The following is a 15799-nucleotide window of genomic DNA, read 5'->3' on the forward strand; positions in this document are numbered from 1 at the left end:
CAGCCTTTTACAGTGCAGGAACATCAAGATCGGTCACCGTGCCGTCGCGGTGCAGGGTGGCGCCGGTCAGCGCCTGCAAGTCCTCGACCGACAGTGATGCCAGCTTTTCACGCAGGACGAAGTGGCCGTCAACAATGTCGATCACGGCAAGGCTGGAGTAGATGCGGGTGACGCATCCCACCCCGGTCAGCGGCAGGGAACAGCGTTGCACCAGTTTCGGCTTGCCATCCTTGGTCACGTGATCGGTGATCACGGCAACCGTCTTGGCACCATGCACCAGATCCATCGCGCCGCCAACGGCAGGCACCCCGCGCGGTCCGGTGGACCAGTTCGCCAGATCGCCGGTTTCCGCCACTTCATAAGCGCCCAGAATTGCCACATCCAGATGCCCACCGCGCACCATGGCAAAGCTGTCGGCGTGGTGAAAGAACGCGGTGCCCGGCTTGATCGTCACGGCTTTCTTACCGGCGTTGATCAGATCCCAGTCCTCTGACCCCGCGGCAGGGGCCTCGCCAAAGCCGAGGATGCCGTTTTCGGTGTGAAAGATCGCCTCGCGCCCCGGCGGCTGGAATTTTGCCACCATTTCGGGAAAGCCGATGCCAAGATTGACATAAGCGCCATCGGCAATGTCCTGCGCCGCGCGCCATGCCATCTGGGTCGGGGTGAGTTTTAGGGTCATGCTGTGGGCTCCGGATAGACCGCTTTGGCGCGGTTCAGGTCTTCTTCCTGCTGCGGGTGAGGCACTTCGACCACGCCCTGCACAAAGATGCCTGGGGTGATGACTGACTCGGGGTCGATCGCACCTGGGGCGACGATCTGCGACACCTGCACGATGGTTGTTGCGGCGGCCATGCACATCAGCGGATTGAAATTGCGCGCCGCCATCCGGTAGGTCAGGTTGCCCAGGCGGTCGCCATGATGCGCCTTGACCAAGGCGACATCGGCCTTGAGCCAGCGTTCCTGTACATACGACCGACCCTCGAACACCTCCACCGGCTTGCCCTTGGCCAGATCGGTGCCAAAGCTGGTTGGGGTATAGAATGCGGGAATGCCCGCGCCACCGGCGCGGATGCGTTCGGCCAGCGTGCCCTGCGGCACCAGCTCCAGCTCGATCTTGCCCGCCAGATAGCGTTCGGTGAACACCACCGGATCGGCCGAGCGCGGGAAAGAACAGATCAGCTTGGCGACCATCCCCACCTCGATCAGCGCTGCCAGACCCACATGGCCATTGCCCGCATTGTTGTTGACGACCACCAAATCCTTCGGGTGGCCGGTTTCGCGGAAGCGGTCGATCAGGGCGTGAATCAGTTCGATCGGGGCGCCTGAGCCGCCAAAGCCGCCGATCATCACGGTCATGCCGTCGTCAATGCCAGCCACTGCGGCGGCGAGGCTGGGAAGGGTTTTGTCCATCAGGAATCTCCATCGGGGCAGGTCATATCCCGCATTCGGGGACTTGTTGTGGGTGTGGGGTAGCGGAGAGACCGACTTGCCGTCCACTCAATTTGTGCGATATGATGCATTTGTTTACATATCGCACAGCGGATGCAGCCATGACCATTGCAGAGCGGGATATCATGGGCGGGCTCGCCAAGGGTCTGGCGGTAATCGAAACCTTTACCGCCGAGCGCCCGCGCCAATCTATTGCCGGGGTTTCGGCGGCGTCGGGGTTGGACCGGGCCACCGCGCGCCGCTGTCTGCTGACGCTGGCGCATCACGGCTATGCCGACTGGGATGGCAAGTTTTTCACCCTGACCCCGCGCGTTTTGCGGTTGGGCACCGCCTGTCTGGCCACCATGCCCTTGCCACAGATTGTGCAGCCGGTGCTGGATGATCTGTCGGACCGGATCGGCCAAAGCAGCTCGGTGTCGATCCTTGACGGGGCCGAGATTGTCTATGTCGCACGCGCGGCCCAGAAAAAGGTGATGTCGGTCGGGTTGATGCCGGGCTCACGCCTGCCTGCGCATTGCACCAGTATGGGCCGCGTGCTGCTGGCCGCCCGGCCCGAGCGGGAGGTTTGGGATCTGCTGGCCGCGCATCCTCCGACGGCCCGCACGGCCCGCACGCGCACCGAACCAGAGACGATCATAGCGGAACTGGCGCAGGTGAGGGCGCAGGGCTATGCGATCATTGATCAGGAAGTAGAGGTGGGGTTGCGGTCTTTGGCTGTCCCGCTGCTTGATGCACATGGCCGGGTGATTGCCGCGCTGAATGTTGGCGTCGCCGCCATTCATGCCGAACCGGAGCAGCTTGTCGCGCTGTATCTGGGGCCGTTGCAACGGGTTCAGATGGACCTGCGCCCGATGTTGCGCTGACCAGAGGCAAAACCGAACGCTGACTGCATCAATTGCGATCCGTCAGCTTGGATCGTTGATGTCCTTGCGGAAGCAGGATCACTACGGAACGCAGCACGGTTGCCAGAGTGGGGTATCTGCCTCAGATCGCGCGCGCATTAATGAATGATTCATAATTGGCTGAAAGAATACGGCAAACGTAATCGTGTCCGGTTCACAGTAAACACCTTTGCCACAGGCACAGCAGGACTCGGGTGATGTAGCAGATGAGTCCCCGACTTTCCGGCCAGAGTGGAGATGAGCGGGCGCACTGTAAGTGCGTACCGGCCCTTGGCACGGCATTTGTCGCGGACAAAGCCCGAAAGGGTGCCGGAGGCGCTTGACTTCAGGGTCAAAGCACATTCATTATGATGTAAGATGTCAACATAAGTATGTATTTTTGACTGGCAGGCTTCATCGCGTGACAAGGCCGGTGCAAGGCGACCCGCCACAGCCTTGACGGAGATCCCACAGCTGAGGGCTGCAGGCTACACGTGAGGCGAGGTTGAGGTCCTGGACGGAACATCAGATCGGCTGCGACGTTTTGTGCCGCCGTTCACGTAAAAAGATGAAAGGGAGAGCGGTCATGATTGCTGCATATGTGTTGATCGCCGCAATCGGGGGGCTGCTGGGCTTTTGCGCAGGGCTTCTTCTCGGGGTGCCGTTCTGGGCCTCACTGCTGTTCTATCCCGCAGGCGGCACGACGCTGGTTGCACTTTCAGTCATGTGGCAGCAGGTCAAAATATGGAAAAATACCAACACATATCAGTCTATTAATGGCGCGAGCATGCGCGGCGTTAAAGACTGAAAGAACCCGCGCTTGGCTTTGTCCCTTTGTAGAAACAGGCCTTGATTTCGCGGCGGTTCATCAGATTTGTCAGATTTCAATCTGGTTGGCTGGTCAGATCCAGCACGCGTCGGTCATCCCTTCAAACGCGCGGGGCGGTCTGAAGCCTTCGCCACTTCACGTGTCTTTTCGGACAACTCCGGCACCCCTTCTGAACTGCTGGTTTGTCAGAATCTCACCGGCGGCTGCGTGTTGCGGGGCGCGGTCTTCACCGCATTTGGCGCTCCAACCCGCGCAAGGGTCGGCGCGACTCAGTTGACATATCCAATAGTATGCATTTAGCTTACATACTATTGTATGAGTTCGCGGAGCGTGACCCATACTTCCTCATGATACCCCTGCGGGGCCTAAGACTGGAGCAAGCGATGGCACAAAGTGTAATTCAGGCTAGTACGATAAAGGATGTGTCCATTCATGCCCTGCCGGGGGAGGTCCAGCAATATATGAAATCGGGCAATGACCTTGTCGTGCAGATGAACAGCGGCGACTCGATCCTCGTCCAGGGCTTTTATACCCCCACAGCCAACGGAGAGTCACATCTTCTGGTGCTGGGTGACGGCAAAGTTGTAAACCCGGTCCCGGATGAGGACGAAGCTGCGGCAGGGCTCGGCGCGGGCATGCTCGATACCGACGAGCTGGTGGCTCTTGGCGTGGCTGGTCTTGGGGCAGGGCTGATTGCGACCAGTGGCGGCGGCGGCGCCGATCTGACTGACCCGACCGACGGCACCGACCCGACCGACGGCACCGACCCGACCGATGGCACTGACCCGACGGATGGTACCGACCCGACCGATGGCACCGACCCGACCGATGGCACCGATCCGACGGATGGTACCGACCCGACGGATGGCACTGACCCGACGGATGGCACCGATCCGACGGATGGCACTGACCCGACGGACGGCACTGACCCGACGGATGGCACCGATCCGACGGATGGCACTGACCCGACAGACGGCACTGACCCGACGGACGGCACTGACCCGACGGACGGTACTGACCCGACAGATGGCACCGATCCCACCGATGGCACTGACCCGACGGATGGCACCGATCCGACCGATGGCACCGATCCGACGGACGGCACTGACCCGACGGACGGCACTGACCCGACCGACGGCACTGACCCGACGGATGGCACTGATCCGACGGATGGCACTGATCCGACGGATGGCACGGATGGGACGGATGGGACGGATGGCACGGCCGGGTTGCTTGATCCGGTGCTGGCGGATGAGGGTTTGCTGGGGATTGTGACCGGCAATGACGGTCTTTTGGGCGACATCACCGGCTCGGATGGCCTGTTGGGCGATCTTGCGGGCGCGGATGGCCTGCTGGGCGGAATTGCCGGCGATCTGCTGGGCGTTCCTGTGCTGGGCGACGGTCCTGATTCCGAACAGGGGCTGCTTGATCCGGTGCTGGGTGATGACGGGTTGCTGGGCGACGTGACCGGCAATGACGGGGTGCTGGGCGACCTTACCGGCTCGGATGGCTTGCTGGGGGGGCTGACCGGCAATGACGGCCTGCTCGGGGCTGTGACCGGATCAGAGGGCCTGTTGGGCGAGTTGACCGGCACCGGCCTTCTGGGCGGCGGCGAGGGCGCGGGCTCCGGGGGTGGCCTGCTGGATGGTCTGCTCGGCGGCGATGACGGGTTGCTGGGCGGCTTGCTCGGTGGCGACAACGGCCCGCTGGATGGCGTGACTGACACGGTTGGCGGCCTGCTCGGCGGTGACGACGGGCTGCTGGGCGGCTTGCTCGGGGGCGACGGCGGCCCGCTGGATGGCGTGACCGACACGGTCGGCGGTCTGCTCGGCGGGGATGACGGGTTGCTGGGCGGTCTGCTCGGTGGCGACGGCGGCCCGCTGGATGGCGTGACTGACACGGTCGGTGGTCTGCTCGGCGGCGATGACGGGCTGCTGGGCGGTCTGCTCGGCGGTGGTGATGGCGTGCTGGATCCGGTGGTGGCAGATGGGGGTCTGCTGGGCGATATCACCGGCAACAGCGGGCTGTTGGGCGACGTGACCGGCTCCGACGGCGTGCTGGGCGATGTGATCGGCGATGATGGGCTGCTGGGGGATCTCACCGGATCTGACGGGCTGATCGGCGAGCTGACCGGCGCGGGCCTGCTGGGCGACGGTGGTGAGCCATCCGGAGGGCTGCTGGGGGGGCTTCTGGGCGGCGCAACCGGCGGATTGCTGGGCGGCGGCCTGCTGGGAGGCGGTCTGCTGGGAGGCGACGGCGGATTGCTGGGATCGGACGGCCTGCTGGGGGGGCTGGACGACACCACCGCCTGAACCACCCGGTCACACCACCGGGGCTCCCGCCGCTGCGGGAGCCCCACCGCGCGGCCCCCACCAGGGGACCGCGCGTCTTGTATTGAGGGCGCGTGCCAAAAGGCGGTGTTCCTTGCAGGCAATCACACTTGAGCGAAGCACCTATCCTTTATGGATGAGGCCACGCAGGCATTGTCATTTGGCGGTGATGAATACATACTGTAGTATGTGATACTGAGTCCCTCTCGACTCCGTTGTACGATTCTTGCGCAAGCACCGCGCGCATAGTGTTAGGGAAGCCGACATGACGGCACAGAAGTCCAGCCCAGCCAATCTCCCCGGAAAACATGGGGATGCTGCGGATATTCTTCCGCCGCGACGGCTTGCGGATGCCGAAGGTCAGGCGCGTTCAACCGGTGGCGGCTTCAGTGCGGCGGCCGCGATGAGCGCGGTTGGTGCCGGTTTGGCCATGCAAAGCGCTACCCATGCCGGCGAAGTTGCGCTGCGCACGGATCCTGAAGGTGATCTGTCCGTCGGGTCCGAGGGCAGTTTTTCGACGGTCGCTTCTGCGGCCATGCCTGCAGAGATCGCGCCGATAGCGGACACTGATCCGGGGCACGTGATCATTGCGGGCGGGGCCGTTGATCTGCCCGGTTCTGCTGCGATCACAATGGATGCCGCCCTAGATAAGGCCGGGCCTTCTGGGCCATCTCTGGCTTTCGCGCCACCGCTTGGCTCGGATGCGTTTGAAGGGGCAGGTGAAGGGCCGGTCCGTATTGCGGCAAACATGACGCTGCCGCTTTCCGTTCCCTCGACTGTGATACAAGGCGGTGCTTTGGCACCTGCCCCAGTCGCTGTCCACACTGCGGTCGAAGCGGGTATCAGCCCTGCGCCTGCTGTCGTGCCGGTGATTGGCACGGGCGTTGGTGCGGATGGCCCGACGGAAAACAGCGATCTGGTGGAGACGGTGGTTTCACCGGTTCTCGGGGATGGCAGGCTGGTTGATGGCATCCTGAGTCCGGTGCTTGGCGACGGCGGGATCGTCGACACGGTCCTGGACCCGATTCTTGGCAGCGATGGTTTGGTATCTGATGTCGTAGAGACGGTAATGGAAGGGGTTCTTGACCCGTTGCTGGGCGAAGACGGTTTGCTGGACACTGTGCTTGACCCTCTGCTGGGCGAGGGTGGCGTGGTTGAGACGGTACTCGACCCGTTGCTGGGTGAGGGCGGCGTTGTGGACACCGTTCTTGACCCTCTGCTAGGCGAGGGTGGCGTGGTTGAGACCGTGCTCGACCCGTTGCTCGGTGAGGGCGGCGTTGTGGACACCGTTCTTGACCCTCTGCTAGGCGAGGGTGGCGTGGTTGAGACCGTGCTCGACCCGTTGCTCGGTGAGGGCGGCGTTGTGGACACCGTTCTTGACCCTCTGCTAGGCGAGGGTGGCGTGGTTGAGACGGTACTCGACCCGTTGCTCGGTGAGGGCGGAGTTGTTGATACCGTTCTAGACCCGCTTCTCGGCGAAGGTGGTGTGGTTGAGACGGTACTCGACCCGTTGCTGGGTGAGGGCGGAGTTGTTGATACCGTTCTAGACCCGCTTCTCGGCGAAGGTGGTGTGGCTGAGACGGTACTCGACCCGTTGCTGGGTGAGGGCGGCGTTGTGGACACCGTTCTAGACCCGCTTCTCGGCGAAGGTGGTGTGGTTGAGACGGTACTCGACCCGTTGCTGGGTGAGGGCGGCGTTGTGGACACCGTTCTTGACCCTCTGCTAGGCGAGGGTGGCGTGGTTGAGACGGTACTCGACCCGTTGCTCGGTGAGGGCGGAGTTGTTGATACCGTTCTAGACCCGCTTCTCGGCGAAGGTGGTGTGGTTGAGACGGTACTCGACCCGTTGCTGGGTGAAGACGGTTTGCTGGACACTGTGCTTGACCCTCTGCTGGGCGAGGGTGGCGTGGTTGAGACCGTGCTCGACCCGTTGCTCGGTGAGGGCGGCGTTGTTGATAGCGTACTCGATCCTCTGCTGGGCGAAGGCGGGGCGCTTGAACCCGCCCTTGATCCTATCCTTGGCGAAGAGGGTATTGTTGACAGCATTCTCGACCCGATTATCGGCGATGACGGGATTCTGAGCGGGGCGCTGGACCCGGTTCTTGGTGAAGACGGTGCGCTTGGTGGCGTGTTGGCCCCCGTCGTTGGCGAGGGCGGGGTTGTGGACACAGTGCTGAACCCCGTGCTCGATCATCTTGGCCCGGTTGGTGGGCTCGTTGACACGGTCCTTGGTGGTATTTTGGGGGGACGTGGCGGCCGCTCTGCACCGGTTCAGAACGCGCCGGTGACGGCTGCCAGTGATGTATCGGCCCCTGTAATCATTACGGATGATCCGGTCGTGGTCGATGAGACGACGGATGACGACGGCGATGACGGTTTCGTGGAAGGCCTGATCGGCGAGAGCACACTTATGGCCGGGGCGGACAGTCATGAAGACATGGCAGATCTGCTGAGTACATCGACGGATGACGTTCTGGATGAGCTTTTGTCAGATGACTACCTAGCAGACCTTGATCATGACGCGGTTGTTTCCGGCGAAGACGCGCTTCTGAGTGAAATGCTTGAAGTGGGGTTGAGCGGTGCGCTGGCACAAGAGGCTGTGTTGGGCCTGACTTCTGAAAGCGATGACTCAGACCCTGAACTGGATGCCTTGCTGAGCGAGATTCTGGACAGTGGCGAAAGACCACTTGGCGGCGTCACTGATCCTCTGGCCGCCCTTTTGGAAAGTGCCACAGATGGTGAGGGGGTAGAAGGCGATCTGTCTGGTCTGGACATCGGACCGGCCGTCGAAGATGCGCTTGAAACGCTGTTTGGCGCACCGCCTGTCGAGGCTGATATTTTGGGTTCAACCTTGGGTAGTGGGGGTCTTTTGGGTGGGCTTGGCTTGCCTGGGTCTGAAGATGAGCAGCGCTGATGCCCTCCAGAAGGGGGAGTTAATCTTGCAACTCGCGCACAGATGGTGTTGTTTCAATGTTAACGCCAGTGGGTTTGGGAGATATTTTGCAGGTTTCAACGATCATTGTGTGGGAATTCAGGTGTTCAAAATGATGTTTCTACGCCGCATCTTTGTTCCGATTGCAACCGACGTGAGGTACTTGACGTGACCTGTGGCGCTTTGGTGATCAAGGACATGGCGACCCGCCTTGTCGCAGCGACCAGCGGGAGCATGTCCTTTCTGAAATGTCCGGCGCGGGTATTTGTCGTCAGCTTGTCGATGGCAGTGGCGGCCCCGGCCCTTGCCCAAACCCCGTTGCAGCAAGCGGTTCTGATCGCGTCTGAACGTGATCCTGGTATCACCGCTTTGCGCCATGAAATTGCCCGCCGCTCTGTCGATATTCAGGCGGTGAACGATCAGAAATATCCCCAACTCAGTCTTTCGGCGGATACCGCCACCACCAGCTCTGACGGGCCGGGTGTGACGCTGACTGTGTCGCAGGTTCTGTATGACTGGGGCCGGGTACGCAGCATGGTGGCCAGTGCGTCGCAGGATCGCGTGGTTGCGGTGGCTGATCTGAAGATGGGGATCGAAGAGCTCACGCTTGATGTGTCGAATTACTACATCGACGTTGACGTGCTGGACCAGAAAATTGCCCGGACGCAAGGCTATCTGGAATTCGCGCGCCGTATCGCCGACCATGCCGAAGCGCGCCTGGCAGCTGGCCGGGGCGATAACGGTGAGGTTGCGCGGGCCCGGCTGGAAGTTGGCCGAACCGAACAGCGGATGGATCAGCTGAGCAGCGACCGTATGCTTGCACTGGCGCAGCTGGAATTTCTGATGGGGCGCAATCCCGGCACGCTTTCCAGGCCTGCCGATCTGGATTTTGTGGGCCGCTACCGCAAACCGGATGCGGTCACATCGGCGATCCGGCTGTCTCCGACCTATATTTCCGCGAATGCCCGGCTGGGACGTGCCGAGTCAGAGATCGGCCTGGCGCGCGCCTCCCGGCTGCCCACCATCCGGTTGCAGGCGCAGGTGCGGGCAGATCTTGACCGGGGGCGCACACGGTCTTCGGTCGGGCTTTCAACGGGCGTGGATATTGGTGCCGGCGCCATCACCGGACGACAGATCGAGTCGGCACGGCTTCAGGCCGAAGCGGCCCGGTCAAATCTGGATGCTGTGGGTCGCAATCTGGGCAACGGGGTCCGCAGTGCGCTTGAGCGGATCCGTGTGCTGCGCGCAAGCGAGATATCGCAGCGCAATCAGCTGTCTCAGGCGCAGCAGGTTCTCGACAACTATGAACAGCAATTCGTCGGCGGTCAGCGCGAACTGATCGACCTTCTGACAACGGGGCGTGATCTTTACGATGCCCAGGTTGATCAGATTGACACTTACGACGAACGCAAACGGACAGAATACAGTGCGGCTTTTGATCTTGGTGTGCTCGGCACTCTGATCCTCGCAAGCTCCAATCAAGGCTGACAGGGATGACAATCGCGCGGGAACAGACCTCTGCCAGATCAACCCGAGCGGACCCGCTGGTGACCGGTCTGGTAGAGTTGTGCCGCGTCCATGGTATTGCGGCATCAGCGGAACGGCTGACCGATGGCCTGCCGCGCGGCAAGGACAACGCCCTGCCGATGTCCCATGCGGCATCGGCCCTGCGCCGGGCCAACATGAGCTGCCGCCTCAGTTCAGAGCCGTTGCTTTCTATCCCCGAACACAGCCTGCCCGTGCTGTTGTTCCTGCGCGACGGGACAACGGTTATTCTTGAATCGCTACATGGCGATCAGGCCAATCTGCTGCTTCCCGAGACAGGCGGCGGCCGCGCCGCGTGGAGCCTGAAAGACCTGAACGCACGTCATGACGGGCGCATTCTGGTTTCAAAACCCATCGACATCGTATCGGGGCGGCTGGACAAAGCGCCCGAGTCCCGGCGGCACTGGATCATCGGGCCGGTGCTCGACAACTGGTCTGTCTATCGCGATGTGATCATCGCATCGTTTGCGGCGAACCTGCTGGCGATTGTCTCGGCGCTGTTTGCCATGCAGGTCTATGACCGCGTGGTGCCGAACCAGGCCTTTGATACGCTTTGGATTCTGGCCAGCGGTGTCGCTATCGCCATCGTGCTTGAAATCATGCTGCGCATCATGCGCGCGTCCTTGATCGACGTGTCGGGGCGCGATCTGGATCTGCGGCTTTCGACCCAGCTGTTCGACCGCGTGTCGAACATCCGTCTGGCCCATCAACCCAAATCGACGGGCGTGTTTGCCAGTCAGGTGCGCGATTTTGCTACCGTGCGCGAGTTCTTTACCTCGGGCACCGTGACCGCGTTGTGTGACATTCCCTTTGTGATCATCTTCGTCGGCGTTCTGACCTATCTTGGTGGCCCGATGCTGGGGCTTGTCACTGTGGCGGCGGTTGTGCTGACCGTGCTGCCGGGGCTGCTGATGCAGCGCCGTCTGGCGCGGGCCTCGCGTGAAAACACGCGCGAGGCGGCGGCCTTGAACGGGCTGCTGCTGGAAACGGTGTCCAACCTTGAAACCGTCAAGGCAGCGCGGGCCGAAGGGCGCCTGCAACGCGCCTATGCGCAGCTGACGGCGACAATGGCGACAACGGCGATCCAGACCCGCAACCTGACCAACATCATGTCGCAGATCGTGGCTGCGGTGCAGAAATTTGCCTATGCTGCGGTGATCATCGTGGGTGTCTACCTGATCAGCTCCGGTGATCTGACCGTGGGCGGGCTGATCGCCTGTACCTTGCTGTCCAGCCGCACCCTGTCACCCATGGGGCAGGTCGCCGGGCTGCTGGCGCGCTGGCAGCATGTCCGTGCCGCGATGGAGGGGTTGGACGGGATCATGAAACTGCCGGTCGAACGTCCGGCTGACCGCGATTATGTCCGCGCGCCGAACATCTCGGGCGATTACCGGCTTGAGGATGTGACGTACCGCCATGATCCCGAAGCGGCCCCCTGCGTCATTATCCCGGATCTCAAATTCTCCAAGGGTGAGAAAATTGCGCTGCTGGGTGGCAACGGCGCGGGCAAATCCACGCTGCTGCGCCTGTTGGCCGGGCTGACCGACCCGCAGGACGGGGCGGTGCTGGTCGACAATCTGGCATTGAGCCAGATCGACCCGATCGACCGCCGCCGCCAGATCGGCTATCTGCCGCAAAGTGTTGCGCTGTTTCAGGGCACCTTGCGCGACAACCTTTTGCTGGATCACGGCCTGCACAGCGACGATGATCTGCTGGAGGCGCTGGATGCTGTTGGTCTGGGTACCTATGTCCGCCGCCATTCGCGCGGGCTCGATCTGCAGATCCATAGCAATGCCAACGTCTCTGGCGGGCAAAAGCAGGCCATCGGTCTGGCCCGCGTCATTCTGCAAGACCCGCGCATCGTTCTGCTGGATGAGCCGACGGCAGCCTTTGACCATATCACCGAAGACAAGGTCATTTCCTTTCTGCGGGTCTGGCTCGAAGGTCGGACCGCGATCATTTCCACCCACAAACGCGAACTTCTGGGTTTGACGCGCCGCGCCATCGTGATGAAAGACGGCCGTGTTGCCCGTGACGGTGATCTGTTGCAGATCCTCAATGCCGCACGGGCCAGCAAGGTTCAGCAATCCTCCGTTCAGATCGTGACATGAGCGGGGCGGACGCCTACGACACCAGCCATCTGGACGGAAGCTACCGGCGCGACGTGCTCCGGCGGTCCCGATGGATGATCCGGCTGGTCTGTCTGTCGGTGCTGATTGCCGTGGTCTGGGCCGGGTTTGCCGAGATTGACAAGATCACACGTGGCGACGGGCGTGTGGTGCCGCTGCGCCGGATGCAGACGATCCAGAGCCTTGAGGGCGGCATCCTGTCTGAACTTCTGGTCAAGGAAGGCGATATCGTCACCAAAGGTCAGATCATCGCGACCCTTGACCCCACCCGGTCGCGCGCCGCTTTCATGGGCGCGCGGTCGGAAATTGATGCGCTCGAGGCCGAAGTCACCCGGCTGGAGGCCGAGGTGCTGGAGCAGCCAGACCTCGATTTCGGGGCGGAGCCGACCGAGACGCAGCAAACCGAACTGCGCCTGTTCACGGCACGCCGGACCCGGCTGGAGGCGTCACTGGTTGCGCTGGAGGCGGAACGGTCGGCCATTCAGGAGCAGCTGGATATCACCACCTCTCTTGCTGCCAGCGGATCGGTCAGCCGGTTGGACATGCTGCAACTGCGTCAGAAACTGGCAGAACTCGATGGCCGCATCAATGAGGCCCGCAACGGCTATGTGCAGGATGCCTACCGCGATCTGGCCGAGCGCCGGGCCAAGCTGACAGGTCTGCAACAAGAGGTGGTGCGCAAGGAAGACGAATTTCTGCGGACCGTCGTGCGCTCGCCGGTCGAGGGGCGGATCAACAACATCTCGATCACGACGCTGGGCGGTGTCGTGCAGTCGGGCGAATCGATCATGGAGATCACGCCGATTGATGATCAGCTGATGATCGAGACCAAGATCCTGCCGCGCGATGTGGCCTTTATTGCGCCGGACATGCCAGCCAGTGTAAAGATCACCGCCTATGATTTCGCCGTCTACGGCGATCTGCGCGGAACCGTCGTGCAGATCTCGGAAGACACGGTCGAAGAAGATACCCCCTCGGGCAAACAGGACTTTTACCGAGTCATGGTCCAGACCGACCGAAGCTATCTGGAACGGTTTGGCGAGCAGTTCCCGATCCGTCCGGGGATGGTGGCACAGGTCGACATTGAAAGCGGCCAGCAAACCATCCTCAGCTATCTGACCCGGCCACTGCTCCGCGCCAAGTTGCGCTGACCCTGCCCGCCAATCATCGGTATCAAATGACCCAGCCTTTCCTCTCTTTCCGTGCAGCCTTTCCGTTTGCCTTGCTTGCGGGCCTGACCACAATTGCGCAGCCCGTGATGGGGCGGGTGTATCAGTCCGTCGAGGTGCGGGGGGCCGAGTTCATCCCCGAAGACGATATCCGCCTGACCTGTGGCGACCTGCAAGGCATTGATCTTGATGCGCTGCAACTGCGCTCGGTCGAGGAGTGCCTGATGTCGACCGGCGTGTTTGAACGCGTGTCGGTGGCAGGGCAGGGCGAGGCGCTGGTCATTGACGTGACCGAAGTTGAAACCCGGCCGGGGCGGATTGATGTCGGGGTGGCCTGGGTCAGTGACCATGGCCTGACCGGAACGCTGGCCTATGAACAGTTCAACCTGATTCCAGACGCGTTTCTGGGGATCAAAAGCAGCTACAACCGCGAGCATCGCAGCTACGCGGTGAACCTGTATCACAAGGAAACCTTTGGGCCTGCGCTGCATTTTGGTCTCGACATTGCGGGGGAACGCACCAGCTTTGACGACCAGTCCTTTTCGACCCGCCGCGATCTGGTCGAAGCCTATCTTGCCTGGACCCCGCAAGAGGACCTCCGGCTGGAATTTGGCTTGGGTTACAGGGATCACCGGCTGTTTGACGTGGCCGCCATCGCCAGCCCGCTGCTGCGGGCAGAACGTGGCACGATCAGCGCACCATTCCTGCACTTCGCGGCCGATTACACGCATGGCACGGAAGAGGACAAACAAAGCTATTCGGTGCGGCTTGACCAGTATGTGTGGAACATCGGCACCGGATCGGGTGTCGCCGAGACGCGGCTTGATGCGCGTTCGCGTTTTGCGCTCGGGGAAAAATCTGCCCTGCTTGTCGGCCTTCAGGGCGGGCTTGTTGCCGGTCGCAGCGACTATGAGACAACCGTTCTGGATCGTGCCTTTGTCGGGGGCGAGGGGTTCCGTGGCTTTGCGCCGCGCGGCTTGGGCCCTGCCGATGCGGGCGACAGGCTGGGCGGCAACCGCTACGTTGTCGGCTCGGTCGAGGTGCGACGTGCGCTTGGTGTGCAGTCGGACAACCCGTTCTACGGCGGCGTCTTCATGGATTTCGGATCGGTCTGGTCGCTGGACAATACCCTCGGCGGGACGATTGATGATGCGGCCTATTTCCGCAACAGCATCGGGCTTTCCCTGACCTTCGAGGTGGCAAAAGTGCCGGTCTCGCTTTACGTGGCCACGCCGGTCAAGCAACGCGCCGGCGACAAGCGCCAGGTTTTTGGGCTTTCCGCCGCCGCCCGGTTCTGACCCCGGCGGCCTGCCTCAGGTCACACGCCGTGCTCTATTGTCCATCGCCTGCCGGAACAGGGTCATATAGCGCGGCGCGACCACCTGCAGGCTCTGGTTCTGACCCAGAATGCGGGCGGCCTGACCAAGACGTTGCCGGCGCGCAGGGTCGTCTTTCAACGCGAGCACCGTATTCACCCAGACATCAGGATCATCGGGCAGCAAAGTGCCATTCACGCCGTCACAGATCAGTTCTGTCGGATAGCCCCGGTCCGGCGCAATCACACAACCGCCCCGGCCCAGAATCTCCATCAGCCCCCAGTTCGCCACGCCATAGCGCAGGGGGTAGAGAAACAGGTCTATGTCTGACAACTGCTGAACATAGTCGTCATAGGGCAGCTTTCCGGGCAGGTCGATGACCTGTGCAACGGCGGGATATTCGCGCATCAGATGGGCGCAGAAATCGGCGACCTCGCCCTTGTACTTGCGCTGCACCCATTGCTGTTCATAGCCATAGGTCGCCCCGGACGATTCCCCCAAGGCCACAAACCGGGCCTCGATGCCCTGCCGGATCAGGCGATCCGCGATCTGGACAAAGGTATCAAATCCTTTGGCATTCGACAGATCGCGCGCGGTAAACCCGATGGTAAAGGGCGTGCCGGGCGTTTTCACCAGCGGGGGGCCGAAATCCAGCCCTTCCAGCTGCACCTCGATATTGCCTTGCAGCGCGGGGGGGAACATGCGTTTGGCATGCTGACTGGGGCAGATGACCAGATCGCTGCGCAGCGCCTGATAGTAGTGCATCATCTCGATGTTCTTGTCGCTCATCCGCTGGGCCTGATCGGGCGGATAGGCCGGGTCCCAGCCATGGGAGCGGTAGCTGGGGAACTCGACATAGCTGACGATCGCTGCGGCGGTTTCGTCATACAGAAAGTGCGGCGTGCCCCAAAGCGAATGCGTCACCAGAACGTCAATCTTGCGCTGCTGCTCAAACGCCTGCACCGCCGCCAGCAGACCCCGGCCGATCCGTGCCGACCGTTCCAGCTTGGCCGTATAGTAATACTGCGTCTTGCCGACGATGCTGCCATCCGGGGTGAACCCAAGGATATGGTCCCCCCGGTGCTTGTTCCGCTCACGGTGACCGGGGGTGGTCAGAAAATAGGTCTCGGCCATTCCGACCTTGCGCAAGTAATCGCACAAGTGCCCGAACTGACCGGGATAGACGGCTCCGGCAAAGACGATGACGGGTCTGGTCATG

The 15799-nt window shown here is 61.9% G+C and carries 11 protein-coding genes; 8 read left to right on the forward strand and 3 right to left on the reverse strand.

From position 1 onward, the window contains the following. Positions 1 to 7: 7 nt before the first annotated feature. Together D1012_RS19685 and D1012_RS19690 are read right to left on the reverse strand one after the other, a co-directional pair. Positions 8 to 679 (reverse strand): 3-oxoacid CoA-transferase subunit B, encoded by a 672-nt coding sequence (locus tag D1012_RS19685; protein ID WP_118155839.1) that lies wholly within the window; start codon positions 677 to 679, stop codon positions 8 to 10. Then, a complete protein-coding gene (locus D1012_RS19690; RefSeq protein WP_118155840.1) occupies positions 676 to 1410 on the reverse strand; it encodes a 3-oxoacid CoA-transferase subunit A in 735 nt (244 codons plus the stop codon). Before D1012_RS19690 ends, D1012_RS19685 begins: the two co-directional genes overlap by 4 nt. A 140-nt stretch (positions 1411 to 1550) precedes the next feature. Between D1012_RS19690 and D1012_RS19695 the strand changes: the two genes are divergently transcribed. The 8 genes from D1012_RS19695 (at position 1551) to D1012_RS19735 (ending at position 14562) form a co-directional block, all read left to right on the forward strand. Then, positions 1551 to 2312, forward strand: a complete 762-nt coding sequence (locus D1012_RS19695) for an IclR family transcriptional regulator domain-containing protein (protein ID WP_118155887.1) — start codon at positions 1551 to 1553, stop codon at positions 2310 to 2312. A 604-nt stretch (positions 2313 to 2916) separates the two neighbouring features. Further along, a complete protein-coding gene (locus D1012_RS19700) occupies positions 2917 to 3138 on the forward strand; it encodes a hypothetical protein (RefSeq protein ID WP_118155841.1) in 222 nt (73 codons plus the stop codon). A 404-nt stretch (positions 3139 to 3542) separates the two neighbouring features. Further along, positions 3543 to 5471: a BapA prefix-like domain-containing protein gene (locus tag D1012_RS19705; protein WP_158569406.1), complete on the forward strand. Its 1929-nt coding sequence runs from the start codon at positions 3543 to 3545 to the stop codon at positions 5469 to 5471. Positions 5472 to 5754: 283 nt separating this feature from the next. Beyond that, positions 5755 to 8403 carry a hypothetical protein gene (locus tag D1012_RS19710; RefSeq protein ID WP_147335750.1) on the forward strand — a complete coding sequence of 883 codons (2649 nt, stop codon included), beginning with the start codon at positions 5755 to 5757 and terminating at the stop codon, positions 8401 to 8403. Positions 8404 to 8619: 216 nt separating this feature from the next. Next, complete coding sequence (locus D1012_RS19720) at positions 8620 to 9909, forward strand: TolC family protein (protein ID WP_233517205.1); 1290 nt, start codon at positions 8620 to 8622, stop codon at positions 9907 to 9909. A 5-nt stretch (positions 9910 to 9914) separates the two neighbouring features. After that, positions 9915 to 12077 (forward strand): type I secretion system permease/ATPase, encoded by a 2163-nt coding sequence (locus tag D1012_RS19725; RefSeq protein ID WP_118155845.1) that lies wholly within the window; start codon positions 9915 to 9917, stop codon positions 12075 to 12077. Beyond that, entirely contained in the window at positions 12074 to 13246 is a 1173-nt protein-coding gene (locus D1012_RS19730; RefSeq protein ID WP_118155846.1) for a beta-barrel domain-containing protein, read from the forward strand. Before D1012_RS19725 ends, D1012_RS19730 begins: the two co-directional genes overlap by 4 nt. Before the next feature lie 26 nt (positions 13247 to 13272). Next, on the forward strand, positions 13273 to 14562 hold the full coding sequence (locus tag D1012_RS19735; RefSeq protein WP_118155847.1) for a BamA/TamA family outer membrane protein: 1290 nt from the start codon (positions 13273 to 13275) through the stop codon (positions 14560 to 14562). A 15-nt stretch (positions 14563 to 14577) separates the two neighbouring features. Here the strand turns inward: D1012_RS19735 and D1012_RS19740 are convergent, their stop codons facing one another. Continuing rightward, the gene (locus D1012_RS19740) at positions 14578 to 15798 is read right to left on the reverse strand and encodes a glycosyltransferase (protein ID WP_118155848.1); all 1221 of its coding nucleotides are present in this window, start codon (positions 15796 to 15798) and stop codon (positions 14578 to 14580) included. Position 15799: the final 1 nt, after the last annotated feature.

Origin of the sequence: Pseudotabrizicola alkalilacus, assembly GCF_003443995.1 — a bacterium.
Classification (GTDB): Bacteria; Pseudomonadota; Alphaproteobacteria; order Rhodobacterales; family Rhodobacteraceae; genus Pseudotabrizicola; species Pseudotabrizicola alkalilacus.